Raw genomic sequence first — 19627 nt, 5'->3', positions numbered from 1 at the left:
CGTCAAAGCCATTTGCGCCCTGGTGGTGCTCGCGGCCACTGTTTACGCTGGACATATGAACGACACCCCTGACCCGAACGGATCGGAGCGGCCCCGCAAGGGCTTCTGGAGGCGCCTGTCGGCGAGCGACTGGGTCGAACTGGCCATCTACGTGTTCTTCGGCCTCATCGCGCTCCTGGCCGGCCTCGGCTGGCTCCTGGCGCGCCTGTGAGGGCGCGGCGCCGGGGCGGGCCCGGCCGGGCCCGCCCCGCGGACGTCAGTCCAGGCCGAGGAACCCCGCCACGTGCCCGGCCGCCAGGCGGTCCATCGCCGCGTAGTGCGCCTCGCGGGCCGCACCGGTGAGGACCTCGCCCTTGACGAAGTCGCCGTGCGCGTCGACGTGCTGCTGTTCGGCCTCCGCGTCGTAGAGGACCCTCACCGCCGATTCGGTGATGCCGTTGTAGATCGAGATGCCCTCGCGCAGTACGCGGTCGAGCGTCTCGTTCATCCACGCGGTGTAGTCGTCCCCCTCGGAGGTCCCGGCCAGGCCCAGCCACAGCATCCGCTTCCCGGCCAGGCGCGGTCTGCTGCGCCCGTAGGCGAAGCCGTAGTTCCAGACCCGGTCGATCCATCCCTTCAGGAGCGCCGGGGCGCCGTTCCAGTACACCGGGAAGACCGGGACGATCACGTCGGCGGCCAGGACGCGCTCCATGTGCGCCCGGACCTCGGGCGAGTAGGCCTTGTCGCGGTCGTTCCAGTCGGGCTGGTCGGCCTCGGTCATGCGCGGGTCGAAGCCCTCGGCCCGCAGGTCGAGCAGGTCGATCCCGTACCCGGCCTCCTTGAGGCGCGCGGCGACCACGTCGCCGATGTGGACGGTGAGCGAGTCGGCGCGGTGGTGCGAGACGACGACGAGTGCGGTGGGGGCCATGGTGTCCTCCGGTCGGTGGCGGTGCGTTACGACCAGTACAGCCGCGAAGCCGTGGACGAACGATGGCCACAGCGCTCGACTTCATGCGTGAGCGTCTACGATTGGGGCATGGACCCGCTCAGTGAACTCCTCAACGGCATCCGGTCGGAAGGCGCGGTCCTCAGCGACGTCGTGCTGAGCGCCCCCTGGGTGGTCGGCTTCGACGACCGGTCCCCGCTCACGATGGTCACCGTCCTGCGCGGCGGCGGCGTCCTCCTGCTCGCCGACGGCCGCGAGATCCCCGTCCGGGCCGGGCAGACCGCGCTGGTCCGCTCGAACGAGCCGTTCCGCATGGCCGACCGGGCCGCCTCCGTGGAGCGGCCGCACCTCGACTACTGGCTCACCTGCTTCGACCCCGAGGAGTGCGCCATGGACGCCCCGGATTCCGCTGCGGGGGAAGGGGAGACGACCTCCCTGTTCGTCAGCGCCTACCGGGCCTCGGGGCGGCGCCACGAACGGCTCATGCGCGCCCTGCCCACGGCGCTGGTCGTCGAGGACGCCGACGAGCTGTGCGGCATGCTCGAGGCCTGCATCCGCGACATCGCCGGCCGCAAGCCCGGCACGCAGGCCTACATCGACCGGCTCTGCGACTGGGGCCTGGTGTGCACGCTCCGGACCTGGTTCGACCAGCAGGGCGGGCAGGCCCCGGCCTGGTACCGCGGTTTCGCCGACCCGGTCGCCGGGCCGGCGCTGGAGGCCATCCACACCCGGCCCGCCACCCCTTGGACCGTCGCCGACCTCGCGGGCGAGGCCGGGGTCTCCCGGGCCCTGCTCGCCAAGCGCTTCAACGAGATCATGGGCGAACCGCCCCTGACGTACCTCACCGAATGGCGCATGGACCTCGCCGAGGAACTCCTGGCCGACCCCGAACGCACTGTGGCCCAAGTGGCCCGCATCGTGGGCTACGCCGACCAGTTCGGCTTCAGCAACGCCTTCAAACGCCGGAAGGGCCTGAGCCCCACCGAGTTCCGCAACGCCAAGGACCACGCCGCGACTGCCGCATAGCCGACACACGACCCGCGTTCCGCCTCCCGTGCAACGGGAGTAGCCGCTCGTACCTTCAGGGCATGGCGAAGATCCCCCATGAAGCGATGCACCGCATCTTCAGAGACGACCCCGGACTGTTCACGCGCACACTGCGACGCGTGCTCGCCGCCGACTTCCCCGAGATCGAGGAGGTCAGCGTCATCGACACCGATCTGACGACGACCGAGGCCATCGAACGCCGCGCCGACACCGTGCTGAAGGCGAAGACCGCCGCGGGCAATGTGCTGCTCGTCATCGAGCCGCAGACCGACAAGAAAGAGTCAAAGGTCCGAAGCTGGGCCTACTACCTCAGCTTCCTCGAGAACAAGTACGAGATCCCGGCGGCCCTGATGGTCCTGGCCCCGAAAGCGGGTACGGCCCGTTGGGCCCGCGGGCCGCTCACCCTCGGCCCGCCCGATCGCCCGTCGATGCGGGTCTTCCCGTACGTGTGCGGGCCCGACAACATGCCGTTCATCACCGAGCCCGAGCAGGCGGCCGAGGACGTGGTCTTCACCGTCCTCGCGCTCCTTTCGCACCGGCTCAACCCCGATGTCGAGAAGGCCCTCAGGCCCCTCGCGGACGCACTTGACCGGCTCGAACCGGCGACCGCGAGCTACTGGTTCGAGTTCACCGAGGGCGGCCTCGGCGAAGGTTGTACACAGGACACTTGGAGGAACATAATGAAGACCATGAACTACGGATACGTCTCCGAGACCCGCCGCGAAGCGCATGCCGAAGCTCGTGCGGAAGCCCTGACGGAAGCGATCCTGGCGTTCCTCGACGACAGGGAAGTCCCCGTCAGCGACGCCGACCGGGAACGAGTCCTCAACTGCAGCGACCTCGACCTGCTCCGGAACTGGGTCATGAAGGCGCCCTATGTCGCCGATTCCGCGGAGCTGTACTAGTCAGCGGTCCGTGCGCATCCACCAGTGCGCGCCCAGGCCCGCCGGGTCCAGGAGCCTCGCGGTGGCGCTGGCCCTCGCCAGCGCCATCGCGTACTCGGTCGGGGCCCGGTAGGCGAGCGCCAGCGGCGGCCGCTCCGCGCTCGCGCCCAGGGCCCGCAGGGCCTCCCCCTGCAACTCCAGATGATCGGCGCCGACCGCGTCCACCGCGACGTTCGCGGTGAGGTCGCAGGAGCCGTCGGGGACGGCCGGGACCTCGCGTCCGTCGCGGAACGCCGTCATGGTCCCCCCCGCGGGCCGCGCCTCCCTCAGGTGCCCGTAGTCCACCGCCAGGACCGTGCCGCGCGCCACGCGCCCGGCCAGGTCGCGCCAGACGGCGTCGCGGGGGGCGCCGATCTCGGCGCGTTCGCCCGGGTGGCGGATCGGCCACCATTCGGCGAGCCATTTCGCGTCCTCGTCGCCGACGTCGGCGCCCGGGCGGGTCCGGCCCCGGCGGTCGACCTCCTCGTAGCGGAGGCGGCCCTCGTCGTCGACCACGGCGATGTCGCACGGGACGTTGTCGAGCAGTTCGCAGGCGATCAGGAGGCCTTCGACCCGTTCGGGGAGGTCGTGGCGCCATGCGATCCGCTCGGGCAGGCCGCGGGGCCGGGGGCGCAGTTCGACCGCGACCAGGCGCACGCGTTCGTCGAGCAGGCCCGCGAGTCCGGCGAGGAGGTCGCCGCCGCCCGCGCCCACGTCGACGATCGTGAAGTCCTCGGGGCGGCCGAGCCGTTCGTCGACCTCGTCGGCGAGGCGTGCGACGGCGTCGGCGAAGGCGGGGGCCCGCGCGCTGGTGGTGAAGTGGTGGCTCGGCAGTTCGCGGCGGTAGAAGCCGCCGGGCCCGTACAGGGCCCGCTCCACCGCCGGTCGCCACGGCTCGAACCCGGTCATGTGACCGACACTAGACCGCGAGTGAGAATTGCCACTCGGAGCCTCCCGGGCTGGCGGACACGATCCTGCGACGCACAATTAACGCGTAAGCAACGACCGGTACCTCGAGAAGGACTGGATCAGCACCATGGATCAGCAGCGCAGCGGCGCGTCGCAGCGGCCCGCCTCCCGTCTCGCCGTCGGCGTGGTCTCCGCGGGCAGGGTCGGCTCCGTCGTCGGGGCCGCGCTCACCCGCGCCGGCCACCGGGTCGTGGCCGCCTCGGCCGTCTCCGACGCCTCGCGCGAGCGCGCCGCCCGCCATCTTCCCGGGGCCGAGATCCTGGCGCCGCCCGATGTCGCGGCCGCCGCGGACCTGCTGCTCATCGCCGTTCCCGACGACGCCATTGCCGCGCTCGCCGCATCGCTGCCGGTGCGGCCCGGGCAGCTGTGGGTCCACACTTCCGGCGCGCTCGGCGCGGAGGTGCTGCGCCCGGCGCGCGACGCGGGTGCGCTGACGGTCGCCCTGGCGCCCGCGATGACGTTCACGGGCCGCGACGAGGACCTGCAGCGCCTCGAGGGGATCTCGTGGGCGGTCACCGGCGAGGCCGAGGCCCGGTTCGTCGGCGAGGCCCTCGCCCTGGAGATGGGCGGGGAGCCCGAGCATGTGGACGAGGCCGACCGGGCCCGCTACCACGCCGCACTCGTCTACGCCGCCAACCATGTGACGACGCTGGTGAACGACGCGGCCGACCAGCTGCGCGCGATCGGCGTCGCCAATCCCGAGCGGCTGATGTCGCCGCTGGTGTCGGCGTCGCTCGACAACGCCCTGCGCCACGGCGACGCCGCCTTGACCGGGCCGGTCTCGCGCGGCGACGCCGGCACCGTGGCCCGCCATCTGGAGGCGCTGGCGGGCACCGGCATCGCCGAGACGTACCGGGTGCTGGCCCGGCGCACCGCCGAGCGGGCGCTGGAATCGGGCCGGCTCAAGAGTTCCGACGCCGAGGGTCTGCTCGAGGTCCTCGCACGCTCCACGGAGGAAGACCGATGACGATCCTCGTCCACACGAAGGCGGATCTGGCGAAGGCCCGCGCGGGCCTGCCGGGCCGCGTCGCGGTGGTGCCCACCATGGGCGCCCTCCACGACGGCCACCGCGCGCTGCTGCGCCGCGCGAAGGAGATCGCCGACGCGGTGGTCGTGACGGTGTTCGTCAACCCGCTCCAGTTCCGTCCGAACGAGGACCTCGACACGTACCCGCGGAGCCTGGACGCCGACCTCGCGATGTGCGAGGCCGAGGGCGCCGACGTGGTGTTCGCGCCGAGCGTGAACGAGATGTACCCCGACGGGCGCGAGGGCCTCACCTCGGTCCACGCCGGGCCCTTGGGGGAGGTCCTGGAGGGCGCGTCCCGCCCGGGGTTCTTCACCGGGGTGCTCACCGTGGTCGCGAAGCTCTTCCATCTGACGCGGCCGGACGCGGCGTGCTTCGGGGAGAAGGACTTCCAGCAGCTGGCGATGGTCCGGCGCATGGTCGCCGACCTCGACCTGGGCATCGCGGTCGAGGGCGTGCCGACGGTGCGCGAGTCGGACGGCCTGGCCCGCTCCAGCCGCAACGTGTTCCTCTCGGAGGCCGAGCGCGCCGCCGCCCTGGCCATCCCGGCCGCGATCGGCGCCGCCCAGGCCTCGCCCGACCCGCTCGCGGCCGCCCGGCGGATCCTCGGGGCCGAGCCGGCCCTGGACGTCGACTACGTCGCCGTCCGCGCCCCCGACCTCGGCGAGGCCCCCGCCGCCGGTCCCGCGAGGCTCCTCATCGCCGCGAGGGCCGGCACCACCCGTTTGATCGACAACGCCCCCGTTGTCGTGGGAGACACCGCAATTGGAGACGCCCGATGATCCGGACCATGTTCAAGTCCAAGATCCACCGCGCCCATGTCACGCAGGCCGACCTCCACTACGTCGGCTCGGTGACCGTGGACGCGGACCTGCTCGACGCCGCCGACATCCTCGACGGCGAGCAGGTCGCGATCGTGGACATCACCAACGGCGCCCGCCTGGAGACCTACACGATCGCGGGTGAGCGCGGATCGGGCGTCATCGGCATCAACGGCGCCGCCGCCCGCCTCGTCGCCCCCGGCGATCTGGTGATCCTCATCTCATACGCGCAGATGGAGGACGCCGAGGCGCGGGCGTTCGTCCCCACGGTCGTCCATGTGAACGAGCGCAACGAGATCATCGAGGTCAACGCCGACAAGGCCCACCCCGCGCCGGGCACCGCGGGCAACGCGGTGGCATCGCCACTAGCCGAGCGGTAAGTTACAGACTCATGAGCGAAGAACCCAAGAACGAGACCGCGGACAAAGGCACCGACGAGGGCAAGAAGGCCGACAAGCCCGAGCCCGCCGACGACCTGAAGACCACCCGCCACACCGTCGGGGACCTCTCCTACACCGCCACCACCGGGCGCATCGTGTTCCACGAGGAGGTCACCGAGGACGAGAAGTTCAACGGCCGCAAACCCAAGGCCGAGGTCTCCATCACCTACTACACCCTCGACGACGCCGACGTCACCGAGCGGCCGGTCACCTTCGCCTTCAACGGCGGACCCGGATCGTCCTCGATCTGGCTGCACATGGGCCTGCTCGGCCCGCGCCGCGTCGACTCCGGCGACGCCGGGAACCTCACCCCGCCGCCGTACGGCCTCCTCGACAACGAGGAGACCCTCCTGCGCCACTCCGACCTGGTCTTCATCGACCCGATCTCCACCGGCTGGTCGCGCGCCGTCGAGGGCGGCAACCCCCGCGACTACCACGGCTTCACCAAGGACATCGAGTCCGTCAGCGAGATCATCCGGCTGTGGACGACCCGCAACAACCGCTGGCTCTCGCCGAAGTTCCTCATCGGCGAGTCCTACGGCGGCACCCGCGGCGCCGGCATCGCCGAGTACCTCCTCACTCGGTTCGGCCTGGCGCTCAACGGCGTCATGTTCATCGCCCCGGCGTTCAACATGGAGACGCTCTACCACACCACGCGCTCGGAGCTGCCCGACCCGCTGTTCCTGCCGCTGTACGCGGCCACCGCGCACTACCACGGGCTCCACCCCGACCGCGAGCTCGACGACCTCGTCGCCGAGGCCCGCGCCTACGGCGACGAGTTCCGCTCCGTCCTCGCCAAGGGCCAGAACCTCGACCCCGAGGTGCGCGCCGCCGCCGTCGCCAAGGTCGCCGCGCTCACGGGCGTCTCCGAGGACTACGTCGACCGTGCCAACCTGCGCCTGGAGCACACCCGCTTCTACGCGGAGCTCCTGCGGCACAAGCGCCTGATCACCGGCCGCCTCGACACCCGCTTCACCGGCCCGGCCGACCACTACACGTACGAGCAGATGCCGTACGACCCGTTCCTGGTCGGCACCGACGGGCCCTACACGGCCGCGCTCCAGCACTACCTGCGCAGCGAACTCGAGTACGAGAACGACCATGTCTACGAGCGGCTCTCGCGCGCGGTCCACCCGTGGTCGTACAAGGAGTTCGAAGGCGAGGCCGTCGACGTCATCGGCAAGCTGGGCAACGCCATGCGCCTGAACCCGCACATGCGCGTCCACATCGCCATGGGCCGCTACGACGGCGGCGTCCCGGTCGAGGCCATCGAGTACACCCTCGACCACCTCGAGATCCCGCTCGAGGCCCGCGAGGGCATCGAGACGAAGACCTACCCGGCCGGGCACATGATGTACGTGCACCCCGAGTCGCGCGTCCAGCAGTCCGCCGACCTCGCCGCGTTCGTCCAGCGCGCCTCGAACCGGGGCTGAACACCGTGACCTCCGCGTACCCGGGCCCGGACGCCGCCGCCGTCGGTGCCGTCCGGGCCCGGGTGCGCCACCGGACCGGCACTGGCGGCGGCGCGCCGCCGGCGGGCACAGTTGACCCGACCGCACCGCGCCGCTGCGGCGCACCCACCGAGCGGGACCCCGGGCGACCGGGGCCCGCGGGCTAGAAGGGCCACGGGCACTTGCCACCCGCATTCGAGCCACTGCCGCACCTGCCGCGACTGCCGCGGCGGCTGCGGGCCGAGGCGCCGTCCTGGACCGAGACCACCGACGTGTGCGTCATCGGCTCCGGTGTCGCCGGCCTCACCTGCGCCCTCAACCTGCGCCGGGCCGGATTCCACGTCACCGTCGTCACGAAGGTCCACATCGACGACGGCTCCACCCGCTGGGCCCAGGGCGGCGTCGCCGCCGTCCTCGACCCCCACGACACCCCCGAGGCCCACGCCCGCGACACCCTGGTCGCCGGGGTCGGCCTGTGCGACCCGGCCGCGGTCGACGTCACCGTCACCGAGGGCCCCGCGCGCGTCAGCGACCTCATCCACCTCGGCACCGAGTTCGACCGCGACCCCGACGGCTCGCTGCAGCTCACCCGCGAAGGCGGCCACCGGGCCCGGCGCATCGTGCACGCCGGCGGCGACGCCACCGGCGCCGAGATCCAGCGGGCCCTGCACGCGGCGGTCCTGCGCGACCCGTGGATCCGCATCATCGAGAACGCCATGGTCCTCGACCTGCTCACCGACTCACGCGGCCATGCGGCCGGGGTGAGCCTGCACGTGCTCGGCGAAGGCGTCGAGTACGGCGTCGGCGGCGTCGAGGCCCGCGCGGTCGTGCTCGCCACGGGCGGTCTCGGCCAGATCTTCCAGTCGACCACCAACCCCTCGGTGTCCATCGGCGACGGCGTGGCGCTGGCCCTGCGGGCCGGTGCGACCGTGACCGATCTCGAATTCGTCCAGTTCCACCCGACGTCGCTGTACGTCGGCGCCGCAGGCGCCCTGCGCTTCGGCGCGCCCGGGACCCCCGGCCCCGGCGGCGGCTCCGAGGCCGGGGGCTCCGAACTGGACTCCGACGGTATCCGGGAGGTACGACAATCCGGCGCGGCCGCCGGTGTGACCGCCGCCGCAGGCGGGGACCGGCAGCCGCTCATCACCGAGGCGATCCGCGGCGAGGGCGCGCACCTCCTCGACTTCTCCGGCGACCGGTTCATGACCGGCGTCCACGACCTCGCCGAGCTCGCCCCGCGGGACGTCGTCGCCAAGGCCATCACCGCCAGGATGATCGCGGAGGGCAAGCCGCACATGTGGCTCGACGCCCGCCATCTGGGCCGCCGGATGCTCGAAGAGCGCTTCCCGACGGTCACCGCGTCGTGCCGGGCGATCGGCGTCGACCCGGTGGCCGACCTGATCCCCGTCGCCCCCGCCGCCCACTACTCCTCCGGCGGCGTGCGCACCGACCTGTTCGGGCGCACCGACGTCCCGGGCCTCTACGCCGCCGGGGAGGCCGCCTGCACGGGCCTGCACGGTGCCAACCGCCTCGCCTCGAACTCCCTGGTCGAAGCGCTCGTGTTCGCCCAGCGGATCGCCGACGACCTCGCCGAGCGCAAGCCCGGCCCGGGCGTTCCCGAAGCGCCCGAAGGCGAAGGCGACGTCTGCTCCACGACCTCCCGCGCCCCCCTCCAGGAGGCCATGACCGCCGGCGCCGGCGTCCTGCGCTCCGCTGCGTCACTGGAGGCCACCGCTGCGTCGCTGACGGCTTTGGGGGACAATGTGTCCGGACGTCCGCGACCGGCCACATGGGAGGCCACGAACCTGCTCACCGTCGCGGCCGCCGTCACCGCCGCCGCCCACCGGCGGCGCGAGACCCGAGGCAGCCACTGGCGCGAGGACCACCCCGACGCGAGCGACGCCTGGCTCGGGCACCTGCGACTTTCCATCAGCTCCGACGGGGAGCTCGAGACCACTTGGGAGCCCACAGCATGAGCCGATTCGCCGAACATCCCGGCGGGGCCGGACTGGACGAGCGGCTGCTCGCCTGCCGCCTCGACCCCGAGGACGTGTACGTCGCCGTCCAGGACTACCTCGACGAGGACCTCTCGCACGAGCGCCGCGACGTCACCTCCGAGTCGATCTTCGGCCCCGAGCACACGTCCACCGTGGCCGTCACCGCCCGCGCCGACGGCCTCCTGGCCGGACTCCCGGTGGCGCACGCGGTCTTCCACGCGATGCCCGGCGACGTCGACTTCACGTACCTCGCGAAGGAGGGCGCGCGCATCCGCGCCGGGCAGGTACTCGCCCGCGTCACCGGCCCCACCCGCTCCCTCCTGGCCGCCGAGCGCACCGCCCTGAACCTGCTGTGCCGCATGTGCGGGGTCGCCACCCACACCCGCCGCTTCGCCGACGTCCTCGCCGACTGGCACACCACCGTCCTGGACACGCGCAAGACCACGCCGGGCCTGCGCGCGTTCGAGAAGTACGCGGTGCGCTGCGGCGGCGGCGACAACAAGCGCATGGGCCTGTACGACGTGGCGATGATCAAGGACAACCACAAGGAGGCGGCCGGGTCCATCAGCGAGGCCTACGCCGCCGTCCGCGCCGCCGAACCCGAGATCGACATCCAGGTCGAGGTCGAGACCTTCGAGGAGGCGCTCGAAGCGGTCGCCGCCGGGGCCCTGTTCCTCCTGTGCGACAACATGAGCCCCAAGGAGCTCGGCGAGGTCGTGGAGGCCGTCGGCGACCGGGCCGAACTGGAGGCGACCGGCACGATCACCCTCGACACCGCGGTGGACTACGCGGCCACCGGCGTCGACTACCTCTCGGTCGGCGCGCTGACGCACTCCTCGCCCATTCTCGACATCGGACTGGACTTCGAGGAGTAGTCGTGCTGCTGTGCGTGGACATCGGGAACACCAACACGGTGCTGGCCGTGTTCGAGGGCGAGGCCCTGAAGCACTCGTGGCGCATCCGCACCGACCCGCACGCGACCGCCGACGAACTGGGCCTGACGTTCCGGGCCCTGCTCGACGGCGACGGGGTCGACCTGAGCGGGATCGCCCTGTCCTCAACCGTGCCCCAGCAGGGCGCCGAAGTGTCCAAGATGGCGCAGCGGTACTACCCGCACGCGCACCTGGTGCAGATCGCGCCGGGCATCAAGACCGGTGTGCGCCTGAGCATCGACAACCCGCGCGAGGCCGGGCCCGACCGGATCGCGAACACCGTGGCGGCCTTCGCGCTCTACGGCGGGCCGTGCATCACCGTGGACTTCGGCACCTCGACGAACATCGACGTGATCTCCGGGACGGGCGACTTCCTCGGCGGGGCCTTCGCGCCGGGCATCGAGATCTCCATCGACGCCCTGGCCTCGCGGGCCGCGAACCTGCTGAAGATCCCGCTCGTCAAGCCGCGCAGCGTGATCGGCAAGAACACCGTCGAATGCCTCCAGTCGGGCATGGTCTACGGCACGGCCGCGCAGGTCGACGGCCTGGTCCGGCGCATCGGCGTCGAACTGGGCGCCGAGCCGACCGCGGTGGTCGCCACCGGCGGCCTCGCACCGGTCGTGATCGAGCAGTGCGAGACCGTGACCCACTACGAACCGGACCTCACCCTGCACGGCCTCAGGATCATCTGGGACCGCAACGTCTGATCCAGGCGCGGCAGGGGATCCGGCCCCCGTCACTGCTGCGGCGGGTTGTCCTGCGGCGGCTGGGGGTCCTGCACCGCGGCGGGGGTGCCCTTCATGCCGCCCTTGATACCGGTCATCGGGTAGCCGCCGATGATCTCGGAGACGCTTCTGCCGCCACCGGTGAAGGACGACTCCGGGATGACCTTGTCCTTGTAGATCGGCTTGAGAGCGCCGGTGCCGGGGATGTTGCCGGAGCCGAACGGGCTGCGCAGCGTGTCGTAGATGGTCTTCTGGTTGGCGCCCTGCGTGTGCGGCATCCGGCCGCCGATCCCCTTGACGTTCTTGCCCGCGTTGATCGCCGCTTCCTGCTGGTCGAGCATCTTGTTGTTGTAGGCGATGTTCCCCTTGCCGCTCTTGACGTACCCCTTCATGCCGAAGTTCGACACCGCCTTGCCCGCGTCGTCGAGCGAGCCGGCGAGCTTGGGGAACCGGCCCGCGAGCTTCGACATGGCGTTGCCGAGCTTGGCGAAGTGCGTCGAGATCTTGGCGATGAGGATCAGGGCGTCGGCGATGACCCCCGAGACCATGGCCGCGAACGACCCGCCGAAGGTGAACCACGAGGCCGCCAGCGCCGCGAGCGCGTACATGATGGCGCGGGACACGAACTCGCAGATGAGCTCCAGGACCAGCGCGCGGGTGACCGCGGTCCAGATGCCCATGACCTCCATGTACTTCGCGAGGCTTCCCGAGGCGGAGCTTCCGGCCCGGATCGCGGCCTCGAAGTCGGTGATCCGGTCCCGGTAGGCGTCGGCGGCGTCGCCGGTCCAGTCGGCCACCGCGCCCGCGTCGCCGATCAGGTCGGTGGCGGCCTGGTCCAGGGCGGCCTCGATGTTCTTCCAGGTGTCCTTGGTGGCGTTGATGGAGGTGGGGTCGCCGGCCAGGAGTTCGAGGAAGTCGCGGAGCGGTCCGACGTGTTCGATGAGGAATCCGACGCCGGCCTTCATGAACCCCATGAGCGGGTTGAGGACCATGCCGAGAACGTCGAGCGCCATGACCGTGCCGTTGAGGCCCTTCTCCAGGTCGGTCTCGGAGTTCGCGAGGAGCTGCGCGCTGTGCAGGGCCTTCGCGCCGGCGAAGTTGTCGGCGCCGGGGACGGCCTTGTTGGGGTCGACGATGAGGTCGTTCATTGCTGCTCCGTCTCGCTGGTGAACCTGTTGAACTCGGCCGCGACCGCGCCGTCGTTGTCGTGGTAGGCCGCGCCGGTCTCCTTGATCTGGGCGGCGAGCTCTTCGGTGCCCTCGCGGGCGCTGCCGATGGCCGCGGTGGCCTTGTTCGCCAGGTCGGCGGCGCCGCCCGCGAAGGGCAGGTTGACGATGCCGAAGTCGAGGAGGTCGCCGAAGCCCTTCTGCTGTGCGGCGTCGAAGGCCTGCGAGACGCGGTCGGTCACCTTGGTCTTGATGCCTTCGGCGTGGGCCTCGAACGCGTCCGCGGAGGGGATGTCGTTGTTGTTCTGCACGCGGCTACTCCTCGGGCGGACGGTTCGCTTTGACCTGCTGGACGATCTCGCTGTCCTCGCCGAACACGTCGGCGAGCGCCCGGGTGGAGTTGTTGCCGGCTTGGAGCGCCGCCTGGTCGTAGGTCTCCTTGATCATGGCGGCGAGGGTCCTGGGGGTCAGGGTCTGCGACTTGCTGCTGAGGTGGATCTCCTGGAGGGCGCCGCCGAGGCCGACGGTGACGCGCACCTCGCCGTCCGCGGATCTGGCGGTGGCGGTGGCCGCCCCCAGCGCCTCGTCCAGGGAGGACGCCTTCTCGACCATGGTGGTGATGCGGCTCTCGAAATCCCGCATGAATCCTTCTGGATCTTCGAACACGGAGGGCATGGTTCCACGCGCCTTTCTGGAAACGGGCATGCGACGGCGTGAACGTATCCACCCATGGTTAAAAGTCGGTGCATTTTGCGCCCCTCCCAGAAGGCGCCGAAGTGTCCAAGATGGTGCGGCGTCACCTTCCGCGCGTGTTCGGACCCGTTGCGGCGCACTGCTGCGCCGCAACGGGCCCAGTGGGGCGCTACAGGGGCGTGGCCGGGCCGAAGGTCTGCCGGACCTCCTCGGCGAGCCTTCCCGCCGTCTCGCTGAAGTCCTCGGCGGCGCGTTCGGCCCGCTCGCGCGATTCGGTCGCGCGCCACTGGGACTCCTCGTCCTCGTGGATCTGGTCGAGCCGTTCCAGGATCGCGACCTTCTCCTCGGGCGTGGTCGCCTCGGCGAGGTCGTCGCGCAGCCGCTGCTCCTCGGTGAGGTGCTCCTGCTCCCAGGCCTCTTCGCCCGCCTTCATGTCGAAGCCGTCGATGATCTGGCGGATCTCGGGCGTCAGGTGCTGGACGAGGTCGGGCGGCAGGGTCGCCCCGATGGGTTTGGGTCGGCCGTCCTCGCCCACGGGCGCTTCCCATTCGGGGTCGTTGCTGGGGAACTGCTTCCTGAGGTCGTCGGGTGCGTACTTGGCGAGTTCGGGCGGGATCGCGTCGGGGTCGGCGGCCATCGCCTCCCACATCTCGCGCGGGATGTTCTGGGCCATGGCCGCCCACAGCGCGTCGGGGATCGACGCGACCAGGTAGGGGTGCAGGACCTTCGAGCCGTCCGGCAGGTCGGTCACGCCGGTCTGGGGGTCGTCTTTCTTCGGCTTGTCCTCGGCGGGCTCCTCCTCGGTCGGCTCCTCGGGGCCGCCGCCTCCGCCGCCTCCCGAGGGTCCGCCGCCGCCCGACGGGCCGCCTCCGCCGGAGGGCCCGCCCCCGGCGGGGCCGCCGCCCGCGTGGTCGCCGACCGATCCCGGTCCGGCGCCGTCCGCGCCGGGCCGGTAGGGGTCCGAGTCCGGGGTGCGCCGCTTCGGCGCTGCGGGGAGCCTGCTCCCGCGGGGCCGCCTGCCCGACACCGGCGTCGGCGCCGTCGCCCGCGGGTTGCGGACGTTCTGGGCCGACTGCGCCAGGGTCTGCTGGATCTGCCCGAACGCGGCCTCGACCTCGGCGAGGCCTTCGAGGGCCGCGCTCACGTCGGTGTCGAGGCGCTCCAGGCGCTGCTCGACCTCCCGGATGCAGCCCGCGGCCTCCTGCACGATCATGGCGATGCCCGCCGCGATCGACCCGCCCAGGCTGAACACGCTGGCGGCCAGCGCCATCCACATGATCTGGACGCACCGCTCAAGGCAGTCGAAGACCATCTCGACGACCTCGCCGCGCGCCTCCGAGACGAGGTTGCCGATGGTGTTGATCCGGTCGGCCGCGGTGCGCGCCAACGAGGCCGACCTGGTGAGGAGCTTCGCGAACGCGCCGGCGACCTTCCGGTACCGCTCGCCCGCGTCGCCCTTCCACACGTCCGCCGAGCTCTTCGAGCCGGCCGCGAGGATCGCGGCCACCCCGGCGAGCTCGTCGGACAGGGCCTTCCACTCCTCCACGAACGTCTTGATCGGGTCGGTGTCGCCTTGGAGCAGGTCGATCGGCTCCTCGATCCAATCGATGTTCCCGGCGATGTACCCGGCGACCGCGCCGGACAGGTACCCCAGGGGGTTGACGGCCATGCCCAGCAGGTCCTGGTACTCGCCGATGAAGTCGCCTACGGACTGGACGCCGTCGAAGACGCTCTCGGCGACCTCGTAGGCGCCCTCGGCGGTGGCGACGATCCCGTCGGCCAGCGCGGAGGCCGCGTCGCCGGCGACGTCGAGCGCGTCCTCGGCGAGGTCCCCGGCGGCGCCGATGACGTCGCCGGCGATGTCGGAGATCCAGCTCATGACGACCTCAGCTCCCCGGTGAGCCGCAGCAGCTCCTCGGCGCCGCGGCGGTCGGCGTCCTCGTAGGCCCGGCTGGAGGCCCCGACGGCCTCGGCGAGGGCGTCCGCGAAGTCGGCGGCGGCCCGCAGCGCGCCCTCGGCGGCGGTGTCGAACCGCTCGACGGCCTCGGGGACCTGCCCGGACAGGAGTTCGCTGAACGCGTTCTGGTCGCCCAGTTCGGCGGAGGCGGCGCGCTGCGCGATCTCCTTGAGCGGGTGGGCGACGTCGCCGCGGGTGGCGGCGATGAGCTCCGCGATCGGCTCGAGGAAGACGTCCCAGCCGCCGCTCACTGCTCCTCACCGCCCCCGGTGCGCCGCCGCAGCGACGCTTCGAAGTCGGCGAGTGCGGGCGTGCCCTCGCCGAGGAGGCCGGTGACGGCCGCGGTGGACTGCGCCGAGGCGGCGGTGACGGCCTTGCCGTAGGCCTCTTTGACCATGTCGGACAGGGATTCGGGGCTGGTGCGACGCACTTCGGAGGTGAAGGCGATGTCGGTGAGGGCGCCGCCGGCGCCGACGGTGACGGTGACCTCGCCGCCGGAGCTGGCGCCGGTGGCGCTGACGGCGGCGAGGCGGTCCTGGGAGTCCGCGGCCCGCTCCTGGAGCCGGGTCATCCGGGCCCCGAAGTCGGCGAGGTAGCCGCGCAGGTCGGTGCGCGCGTCGGGGCGCTCGGCGTCCGGGCTCGGCGCGGTGGAGGGCAGGGGCGTGTCGCTCATGTGGACTCCTCGGGGATCGCCACAGGGGGGGGTGAGCATGGTCACTCCAGTGTGGCAGATCCGTGCCACGTGCACGGTCCGGTGATCACGGCGCTACGGCTCGACCTGCACTTATGTGCCGATTTGTCTACGCAGCGGGAAGCTCGAGTAGCAAGTAGACAGAACCGGGAAGTTCTGTCCACTTGCGACACGATGCGTCTACGAGCCTTCGCCGTCGAGCCGCTGAACGGCTGCGCGGCTGAGGAACCGGGCGGCTACGCGGCGGGTCCGGCGACCGGGCCGTGCGCCAGGTGGACGCTCCGGGCGCCGCCCCGCATGCGGATGCGCCGGGCCAGGGCCACGGCGTGCTTGACGTCCGTGGCCAGGAACAGGACCGTCGGCCCCGAACCGGAGACGTGCGCGGCGAGGGCGCTCTCTTCGAGGCCGCCGTGCATGAGCGAGGCCAGCTGCGGGCGCAGGCTCACCGCGGCGGCCTCCATGTCGTTGACCAGGAGCCGGGCGAGTTCGTCGGCGCTCGCGCCGCGCTCGAAGGCCTGCACGATCGCGTTCACGTCCGACGAGTAGCGGCCGATGCCGTCCTCGCGGAGCCGGTCGACCTCCTTGTAGCACTCGGGCGTGGCGATCTGCGTGTCCGTGGTGGCCACGACCCAGTGCCAGCCGCCCTTGGCCGCGACGGGGGTCAGCTCCTCGCCGCGCCCGGTGCCGATCGCGGTGCCGCCCTTGAGGCAGAACGGGACGTCGGAGCCGAGCCCGGCCGCGAGCCGGTGCAGTTCGGCGTCGCCGATCTCGACCTCCCACAGCCGCGCGCACGCGATGAGCGCCCCGGCCGCGTCCGCCGAGCCGCCCGCGAGGCCCCCGGCGACGGGGATGCGCTTGTTCAGGTGCAGGCGCACGTCGGGCTCGATCCCGGCGTACAGGGCGACGAGCTTCGCGGCCTTGTGGGCGAGGTTCGTTTCGTCGTGGGGGAGCGTTCCGGCGCCCTCGCCGGAGATGGTGAGCTTGATGCCCGGCTCTCCCAGGCGCTCGGCGGTGACGGTGTCGTGCAGGCTGATCGCCTGGTACACGGTGGACAGCGCGTGGTACCCGTCGGCGCGGGGGTCCCCGACGCCCAGGTGCGGGTTGATCTTGGCGGGCACGTCGACGCTGATCGCGGCCCCGGGCTGGGCTGGTGCGGTCTGTCCGGTCATTCAGGCCTCCTGCGGTGGCGGTGCGGCATCGCCCAGCGCCTCCTTGGCGTCGGCGAGGGCGACGAACTCCGCTATGTCCAACGATTCACCCCGCCTTGTGGGTTCGATCCCGGCGCGTTCGAGCACGGCGTCCGCGGATTCGCCCGCCCACGACTTGAGCGACTGGCGCAGCATCTTGCGCCGCTGGCCGAACGCGGCGTCGACGGCGCCGAAGACCTCGACGCGGTTCGCCTTCGGACTCTCGATGCGCTCGAAGGCGACCAGGCCGCTGGCGACGTTGGGCTCGGGCCAGAACACCTTCGCGGACACGGACCCGGCGCGCCTCGACTTGGCGTACCAGGCCATCTTGACGCTGGGGACGCCGTAGATCTTGGAACCCGGCCCGGCGGTGAGCCGGTCCCCGACCTCGGCCTGGACCATCACGAGGCCCTTGCGCAGGCTCGGGAAGGTCTCCAGGGCGTGGAGGACGACGGGCACGGCCACGTTGTAGGGCAGGTTCGCCACGAGCGCCGTGGGGGCCTCGGGCATCTGCTCGGGCTTGATGCGGGCGGCGTCGGCCTCGACGACGGTGAGCCGCCGGTGCTCCTCGGGGGCGCGGTGCGCGACCGTGGTGGGCAGGGCGAGGGCGAGTTTCGGGTCGATCTCGACGGCGATCACGTGTCGGGCGACCTCGATGAGCGCCAAGGTGAGCGAGCCCAGGCCCGGGCCGACCTCCATGACGACGTCGTCGGCGTCGAGGTTCGCGACCTTGACGATGCGGCGCACCGTGTTGGCGTCGACGACGAAGTTCTGGCCCCACTTCTTCGTCGGCGAGATCGCCAGGCCCCGTGACAGGGACCGGATGGCGCTCGAGGTCAGCAGGCGCGCCATCAGCCCTGGCCCCCGGCCAGGAGCGGCTCGAGCGACAGGCCCGGGTGGTCGTTGAGGAGCGTCTGGATCCGGTACTTGTTCGGCAGGGCCACCAGGTGCGCGCCGTCGCGCGGGCGGGTGAACACCTCGACGCCCGGGGAGGTGCGCAGGCGGGCCGCGCCTTCGGCGTCGGTGACGCGGGCGAGCTGGTAGGGCAGGTTGTCGATGGTGGCCGGGACGTCGAACTCGGCGGCCAGGCGCGCGACGGTGACCTCGAACTGGAGGGGGCCGACGGCGGCGAGCACGGGCGTGGCCTCGCCGCGGCGCTCGGAGTAGAGGACCTGCACGACGCCCTCGGCGTCGAGCTGTGCGATGCCGCGGCGGAACCGCTTCGCCTTGGACGTGTCGTGCATCTGGAGGGCCCCGAAGTGCTCGGGGGCGAACGCCGGCAGCGGCGGGTACTCCACGGACCTGCCCGCGTAGATCGTGTCGCCCACGGACAGGCCGGTGGCGTTGACCAGGCCGACGATGTCGCCCGGCCAGGCCTCCTCGACGGTGTCGCGCGAGGCCCCGAAGAGCGTCTGCGCGTACTTGGTGGACATGGTGCGCCCGCCCTGGGCCTGCGTGACCTGCATGCCGCGCTCGAACTTGCCCGAGCAGACGCGGATGAACGCGAGCTGGTCGCGATGGGAGGCGTTCATGTTCGCCTGGGACTTGAAGACGAACCCCGAGAAGCCGGTCTCCAGTTCGCGCGGCGCCCCGGCGGCGTCCTCGCGCGCGAACGGCGAGGGCGCGATGTCCACGAGGAGGTCCAGGAGCTGGCCCACGCCGAAGTGCACGAGCGCGGCCCCGAACAGGGTCGGGGTGGTGTGCCCGGCCTCGAAGGTCTTCGGGTCGAAGTCGGCCTCGACCGCCGACAGCAGCTCGGACTCCTCGCGGGCGCGCTCGTAGTCGGGGCCGAACGCGGCCAGCGCGGCGTCCTCGTCGAGGAACTCCGAGACGGCCAGCTGCTGGCCGCCGGGGGAGCGCTCGTAGCGGACCATGCCGGGGACCTGCGGGCCCGCGAGGCGGCGTCCGCCGGTCGCTTCGCCGCGCTTCCCGTCCGCCTCGCCCCCCTCGACGAACCCGACGCGCTCGATGACGCCGCGGAACTCGCCGCCGACGCCGACGGGCCAGGTCACCGGGGTCGGCTTGATGCCGATGCGGGTCTCGATCTCCTCGATGAGCTCCAGGGCGTCCTTGGCGGGGCGGTCCCACTTGTTGACGAAGGTGATGACGGGGATGCGCCGGGCCCGGCACACCTCGAAGAGCTTGAGGGTCTGCGGCTCCAGGCCCTTGGCGGCGTCCAGGAGCATGACGGCGGCGTCGACGGCGGTGAGGACGCGGTAGGTGTCCTCGGAGAAGTCGGCGTGGCCGGGGGTGTCGAGGAGGTTCACGACGCAGTCGCGGTATTCGAACTGGAGCGCCGCGGAGGTGATGGAGATGCCGCGGTCCTGCTCCATGGACATCCAGTCGGAGACCACGCCCTTGCGGTCGCCCTTGCCGTGGACGGCGCCGGCCGAGGAGATGGCGCGGCCGTACAGCGCCAGGGCCTCGGTGATCGTCGACTTTCCGGCGTCGGGGTGGGAGATCACCGCGAAGGTGCGGCGGCGCGCGGCCTCGGCCGCGATGTGGCTGGACATGGGTTCCTCAAGGTTCTGCGTATCAGCGTCGTCGGACGGAGCGGGCCCGACCTTCAACAATAGCCGTGAACAGCGACACGACCCGTGCGCCCGCGCGGGCGGGCGCCCCGCGGCGCGACCCGGGCCGCACGCGCCGCCGTCCCCGGGTTTCACGCCTTCGGGTGAA

The 19627-nt window shown here is 71.8% G+C and carries 21 protein-coding genes; 10 read left to right on the top strand and 11 right to left on the bottom strand.

All coding sequences use genetic code 11. The features are described from left to right. The first annotated feature begins 55 nt into the window (after window positions 1-55). Window positions 56-211: a hypothetical protein gene (locus BLQ63_RS28360; RefSeq protein ID WP_177154867.1), complete on the top strand. Its 156-nt coding sequence runs from the start codon at window positions 56-58 to the stop codon at window positions 209-211. Window positions 212-256: 45 nt separating this feature from the next. Here the strand turns inward: BLQ63_RS28360 and BLQ63_RS10120 are convergent, their stop codons facing one another. Continuing rightward, window positions 257-907, bottom strand: coding sequence for an NAD(P)H oxidoreductase (locus tag BLQ63_RS10120; RefSeq protein WP_091032924.1), 651 nt, complete (start codon window positions 905-907; stop codon window positions 257-259). Between the two features lie 108 nt (window positions 908-1015). Between BLQ63_RS10120 and BLQ63_RS10115 the strand changes: the two genes are divergently transcribed. Both BLQ63_RS10115 and BLQ63_RS10110 read left to right on the top strand, forming a co-directional pair. After that, entirely contained in the window at window positions 1016-1951 is a 936-nt protein-coding gene (locus tag BLQ63_RS10115; RefSeq protein ID WP_091032919.1) for an AraC family transcriptional regulator, read from the top strand. 62 nt (window positions 1952-2013) lie between these two features. After that, the gene (locus BLQ63_RS10110; protein WP_143014837.1) at window positions 2014-2877 is read left to right on the top strand and encodes a hypothetical protein; all 864 of its coding nucleotides are present in this window, start codon (window positions 2014-2016) and stop codon (window positions 2875-2877) included. Here BLQ63_RS10110 and BLQ63_RS10105 read toward each other — a convergent pair whose 3' ends face one another. Then, the gene (locus BLQ63_RS10105; protein ID WP_091032911.1) at window positions 2878-3804 is read right to left on the bottom strand and encodes an SAM-dependent methyltransferase; all 927 of its coding nucleotides are present in this window, start codon (window positions 3802-3804) and stop codon (window positions 2878-2880) included. It lies immediately after the preceding gene. A gap of 127 nt (window positions 3805-3931) precedes the next feature. Here BLQ63_RS10105 and BLQ63_RS10100 point away from each other — a divergent pair, with 127 nt between their 5' ends. The 7 genes from BLQ63_RS10100 (at window position 3932) to BLQ63_RS10070 (ending at window position 11236) form a co-directional block, all read left to right on the top strand. Continuing rightward, window positions 3932-4831 carry a Rossmann-like and DUF2520 domain-containing protein gene (locus BLQ63_RS10100; protein WP_091032907.1) on the top strand — a complete coding sequence of 300 codons (900 nt, stop codon included), beginning with the start codon at window positions 3932-3934 and terminating at the stop codon, window positions 4829-4831. Beyond that, entirely contained in the window at window positions 4828-5670 is an 843-nt protein-coding gene (panC, locus tag BLQ63_RS10095) for a pantoate--beta-alanine ligase (RefSeq protein WP_091032901.1), read from the top strand. Before BLQ63_RS10100 ends, panC begins: the two co-directional genes overlap by 4 nt. Beyond that, window positions 5667-6089 (top strand): aspartate 1-decarboxylase, encoded by a 423-nt coding sequence (gene panD, locus BLQ63_RS10090; protein WP_091032898.1) that lies wholly within the window; start codon window positions 5667-5669, stop codon window positions 6087-6089. Before panC ends, panD begins: the two co-directional genes overlap by 4 nt. Window positions 6090-6100: 11 nt before the next feature. After that, the gene (locus BLQ63_RS10085; protein ID WP_091032895.1) at window positions 6101-7582 is read left to right on the top strand and encodes a S10 family peptidase; all 1482 of its coding nucleotides are present in this window, start codon (window positions 6101-6103) and stop codon (window positions 7580-7582) included. Between the two features lie 200 nt (window positions 7583-7782). After that, the gene (locus BLQ63_RS29200) at window positions 7783-9576 is read left to right on the top strand and encodes an L-aspartate oxidase (RefSeq protein ID WP_143014836.1); all 1794 of its coding nucleotides are present in this window, start codon (window positions 7783-7785) and stop codon (window positions 9574-9576) included. Beyond that, the gene (nadC, locus tag BLQ63_RS10075; protein ID WP_091032891.1) at window positions 9573-10472 is read left to right on the top strand and encodes a carboxylating nicotinate-nucleotide diphosphorylase; all 900 of its coding nucleotides are present in this window, start codon (window positions 9573-9575) and stop codon (window positions 10470-10472) included. Before BLQ63_RS29200 ends, nadC begins: the two co-directional genes overlap by 4 nt. Window positions 10473-10474: 2 nt before the next feature. Further along, a complete protein-coding gene (locus BLQ63_RS10070; RefSeq protein WP_091032888.1) occupies window positions 10475-11236 on the top strand; it encodes a type III pantothenate kinase in 762 nt (253 codons plus the stop codon). Window positions 11237-11265: 29 nt separating this feature from the next. Here BLQ63_RS10070 and BLQ63_RS10065 read toward each other — a convergent pair whose 3' ends face one another. From BLQ63_RS10065 to BLQ63_RS10025, 9 genes are all read right to left on the bottom strand, one after another. Beyond that, a complete protein-coding gene (locus BLQ63_RS10065; protein ID WP_091032884.1) occupies window positions 11266-12402 on the bottom strand; it encodes a hypothetical protein in 1137 nt (378 codons plus the stop codon). Next, entirely contained in the window at window positions 12399-12731 is a 333-nt protein-coding gene (locus BLQ63_RS10060) for a hypothetical protein (RefSeq protein WP_091032879.1), read from the bottom strand. The genes BLQ63_RS10065 and BLQ63_RS10060 overlap by 4 nt, the downstream gene beginning before the upstream one ends. A gap of 4 nt (window positions 12732-12735) precedes the next feature. Next, window positions 12736-13062, bottom strand: a complete 327-nt coding sequence (locus BLQ63_RS10055) for a YbaB/EbfC family nucleoid-associated protein (protein ID WP_177154866.1) — start codon at window positions 13060-13062, stop codon at window positions 12736-12738. A 220-nt stretch (window positions 13063-13282) separates the two neighbouring features. After that, the gene (locus BLQ63_RS28355) at window positions 13283-14992 is read right to left on the bottom strand and encodes a methyl-accepting chemotaxis protein (protein ID WP_091032871.1); all 1710 of its coding nucleotides are present in this window, start codon (window positions 14990-14992) and stop codon (window positions 13283-13285) included. Then, complete coding sequence (locus tag BLQ63_RS10045; RefSeq protein ID WP_091032867.1) at window positions 14989-15321, bottom strand: hypothetical protein; 333 nt, start codon at window positions 15319-15321, stop codon at window positions 14989-14991. The genes BLQ63_RS28355 and BLQ63_RS10045 overlap by 4 nt, the downstream gene beginning before the upstream one ends. Further along, on the bottom strand, window positions 15318-15743 hold the full coding sequence (locus tag BLQ63_RS10040; RefSeq protein WP_177154865.1) for a YbaB/EbfC family nucleoid-associated protein: 426 nt from the start codon (window positions 15741-15743) through the stop codon (window positions 15318-15320). The genes BLQ63_RS10045 and BLQ63_RS10040 overlap by 4 nt, the downstream gene beginning before the upstream one ends. 254 nt (window positions 15744-15997) lie before the next feature. Beyond that, window positions 15998-16930 (bottom strand): 4-(cytidine 5'-diphospho)-2-C-methyl-D-erythritol kinase, encoded by a 933-nt coding sequence (locus BLQ63_RS10035; RefSeq protein WP_091032861.1) that lies wholly within the window; start codon window positions 16928-16930, stop codon window positions 15998-16000. Beyond that, window positions 16931-17800, bottom strand: coding sequence for a 16S rRNA (adenine(1518)-N(6)/adenine(1519)-N(6))-dimethyltransferase RsmA (gene rsmA, locus BLQ63_RS10030; RefSeq protein WP_091032856.1), 870 nt, complete (start codon window positions 17798-17800; stop codon window positions 16931-16933). Beyond that, window positions 17800-19461: a peptide chain release factor 3 gene (locus BLQ63_RS10025; protein ID WP_091032850.1), complete on the bottom strand. Its 1662-nt coding sequence runs from the start codon at window positions 19459-19461 to the stop codon at window positions 17800-17802. The genes rsmA and BLQ63_RS10025 overlap by 1 nt, the downstream gene beginning before the upstream one ends. Window positions 19462-19627: the final 166 nt, after the last annotated feature.

It is taken from the genome of Glycomyces harbinensis, assembly GCF_900101745.1.
Classification (GTDB): domain Bacteria; phylum Actinomycetota; class Actinomycetes; order Mycobacteriales; family Micromonosporaceae; genus Glycomyces; species Glycomyces harbinensis.
Note: the sequence above shows the minus strand (reverse complement) of the source record. Positions and strands in the feature narration are given on the sequence as shown.